The organism is Streptomyces sp. NPDC059443 (assembly GCF_042750105.1).
In the GTDB taxonomy this organism is placed as follows: Bacteria; Actinomycetota; Actinomycetes; order Streptomycetales; family Streptomycetaceae; genus Streptomyces.
The window spans coordinates 1-3,276 of sequence record NZ_JBHYVM010000070.1 but is presented as its reverse complement, the minus strand read 5'-3'; the positions used below and the strand labels follow the sequence as shown (position 1 = coordinate 3,276).

General features: G+C 69.4%; 2 protein-coding genes. One reads left to right on the top strand and one right to left on the bottom strand.

The features are described 5' to 3' along the window. Positions 1–65: 65 nt before the first annotated feature. Positions 66–2,141 (bottom strand): fructose-specific PTS transporter subunit EIIC, encoded by a 2,076-nt coding sequence (locus tag ACFXDJ_RS35760; protein ID WP_384663896.1) that lies wholly within the window; start codon positions 2,139–2,141, stop codon positions 66–68. A gap of 353 nt (positions 2,142–2,494) precedes the next feature. Between ACFXDJ_RS35760 and ACFXDJ_RS35755 the strand changes: the two genes are divergently transcribed. Continuing rightward, positions 2,495–3,276, top strand: a 782-nt coding sequence (locus tag ACFXDJ_RS35755) for an adenosylhomocysteinase (RefSeq protein ID WP_384663898.1), incomplete at its 3' end; no start/stop codon positions are given.

Genomic DNA, 3,276 nt, shown 5'->3' with positions numbered 1-3,276 from the left:
CGCCCCCCACCCCCCCCCCACACCCGCGACCCCGCGGGGGCCCCGGCGCGCCGCGCGCGCCGTGACTACTGGATCTCGCGCAGTACGTCCAGGATCGCGGCCCCGTCCGGCGCGGACTGCAGCCGCTCCCGGAAGCCGGCGTCCATCAGCTTGCGCGACAGGAGCGCCAGGATCCGCAGGTGCTCGTCCCCGGCGGCCGCCTCCGGCACCGAGATCATGAACACCAGCCGGGCCTTCGTCCCGTCCAGCGCGCCCCACTCGATGCCCTCGTCGGACCGGGCGAAGCCCACCGTCGGCCGGGTCACCGCGTCCGTCTTTGCGTGCGGGATCGCGATCGACTCGCCGAGACCCGTCGTGCCCTGCGCCTCCCGGGCGAGGGCGACCCGTACGAGCTCGTCCACGTCGCGGACGTTGCCGGTGGTGGCCAGCATCTCCGCCATCTCGCGGATCGCCGCGTCCTTGGAGCCCGAGGCCAGCTCGGTCTTGACGGTCCGCTCGGTCAGGTACCCGGACAGCACCTCCGGCTTCCCGGCCCCGGCGACTGCGACGGGTGCCGCGGCCGCGGCCTGGGCCCGTACGGCCGTACCGGCACCGAGACCGGAGCCGAGACCCGAACCCACACCGGCACCCACACCGGCCCCGACCAGGGCCGGCTCCGGTACGAGCACCGCGGGCCCGGGGGACACGCCGTCCCGGCGCTGCTTGAACTCGATCAGCGCGTTGGTGGTCAGCGCCGTCACGACGGCGCCGGCCGCGATGGCGACGAAGAACATCGCCACTCCCTCGATCGCACCGAACAGCGAGACGATCGGGCCACCGTGCGGCACGGAGTCCTGGACCCCGGCCACACCGGCGATCGCACCGGCCACCGCGCCGCCGAGCATGTTCGCCGGGATGACCTGGGCGGGCCTGGCGGCGGCGAAGGGGATCGCGCCTTCCGAGATGCCGAAGAAGCCCATGAACAGGGCCGCGAGGCCGGTCTCCCGCTCCTCGTCGCTGTAGAGCTTGCGGCGCAGCAGCGTGGCCAGACCCTGGCCGAGCGGCATGACGGGGATGGCCGCGGCGGCCATGCCCATGACGTGGTTGTTGGTGCCGATGAGGCCGACGGCGACGAGGAACGCGGTCTTGTTGACCGGACCGCCCATGTCGAAGGCGATCATCAGGCCGATCAGGGTGCCGAGCACGATCGCGCTGGAGCCGGTCATCCCGTTCAGCCAGCTGGTCAGGTGCGTGAACAGCCAGGAGATCGGCTGGCCGATCACGTAGATGTACAACAGGCCCAGGACCAGTGTCGACACGATCGGGATCACGATGATCGGCATGATCGGCTGGACGACCTTGGGGACCTTGACCTTCTTGATCCACACGACCAGGTAGCCCGCGAGGAAGCCCGTCGCGATGGCGCCCAGGAAGCCCGCGTTCGCGTCGGCCCCGTAGATGTGCACGGCGTCGGCGGCGAGGAAGCCGCCGATCATGCCGGGTACGAGGGCCGGCCGGTCACCCAGCGCGTAGGCGATGTAGCCGGAGAAGATCGGCAGCATCAGGCTGAAGCCGGTCACGCCCAGCTTGTTGACGTAGAACCAGAAGGTCCCATCGGGAATGACCAGCCCGCCCTTGGGATCCGCGTGCCCGCCCAGGGACAGCGACACCGCGAGCAGCAGACCGCCCACGACCACGAACGGGATCATGTGGGAGACGCCGTTCATCAGCGCCTTGTACGCCTGGCTGCGCTGCCCGCCGCCGCCCCCGCCGCCGCTGCCCGGTGCCGCCGAGGTCCCGGCCTGTACCGGCGCGCTGCGCACGCGCTCGAAGAGTTCCTCCGGCTTGTGGATGCCGTCCGCGACGCCCGTGGACAGGACCCGCTTGCCGGCGAAGCGGTCGAGGTCCACCTCCTTGTCGGCGGCGATGATGACGCCGTCCGCCTCCCTGACATCGTTGTCAGTGAGTACGTTCTCGGCCCCGATCGAGCCTTGCGTCTCCACCTTCATCGATATGCCGAGGCGGTCGGCGGCCTGCTGGAGCTTCTCAGCGGCCATGTAGGTGTGCGCGATCCCCGTGGGGCACGCGGTAACGGCGACCAACTTCACGGGCTTGCGCCCGCTCGTGCCCCCGTCGCCAGGAGGGCCTGCCGGACTGGTCACTGAAATCTCCTCACGCCATCGTGATGCGGACCGCGCTCACGACCCGGTCCACCGGCATCCTCCAACACCGCAGGGGTGGAGTAAAAGTCCGAAAGGCCCTGAAGTGTTCCGCTGGAAGGCCTGAACACGGGACACCGCATGAAGCAAGATTCAATGGATCTCGCTCCGCCGATCGGTGTAGATTCGTCATCAGTGTCAGGCGTCGCTGCTGATGGCGGTCGGGCGGTCCCTCAGGGACCTGCCGAGGGGAGAGAGGACCTCCGACGGACTGAGCGCCGTGTACGTCGTCCCCTACGGGCGGTGTACTGCTCAGCCGTACCCATTCCTCCTCTCGACCCAGGAGCAGCATCCACATGACTGCCGCATTCACCGACTTCAAGGTCGCGGACATCTCCCTCGCGGACTTCGGCCGCAAGGAGATCACCCTCGCCGAGCACGAGATGCCCGGTCTGATGTCGATCCGCGCCGAGTACGCGAAGACCCAGCCCCTGGCCGGCGCCCGCGTCACCGGCTCCCTGCACATGACCGTGCAGACGGCCGTCCTCATCGAGACCCTCGTCGCCCTCGGCGCCGACGTCCGCTGGGCCTCCTGCAACATCTTCTCCACCCAGGACCACGCGGCCGCCGCCATCGCGGTCGGCCCGAACGGCACCGTGGACAACCCGCAGGGCGTTCCCGTCTTCGCCTGGAAGGGCGAGACGCTGGAGGAGTACTGGTGGTGCACGGAGCAGGCTCTGACCTGGCCGAACACCCCCACCGGCGGCCCCAACATGATCCTCGACGACGGTGGCGACGCCACCCTCCTCGTGCACAAGGGCGTCGAGTTCGAGAAGATCGGCGCGGCCCCGGACCCGTCCACGGCCGACTCCGAGGAGTACGCCCACATCCTCACGCTCCTCAACCGCACCCTGGGTGAGGCCCCGCAGAAGTGGACGCAGCTCGCGTCCGAGATCCGCGGCGTGACCGAGGAGACCACCACCGGCGTCCACCGTCTCTACGAGATGATGGCCGAAGGCTCCCTGCTCTTCCCGGCGATCAACGTGAACGACGCCGTGACGAAGTCGAAGTTCGACAACAAGTACGGCTGCCGCCACTCCCTGATCGACGGCATCAACCGTGCCACCGACGTCCTGAT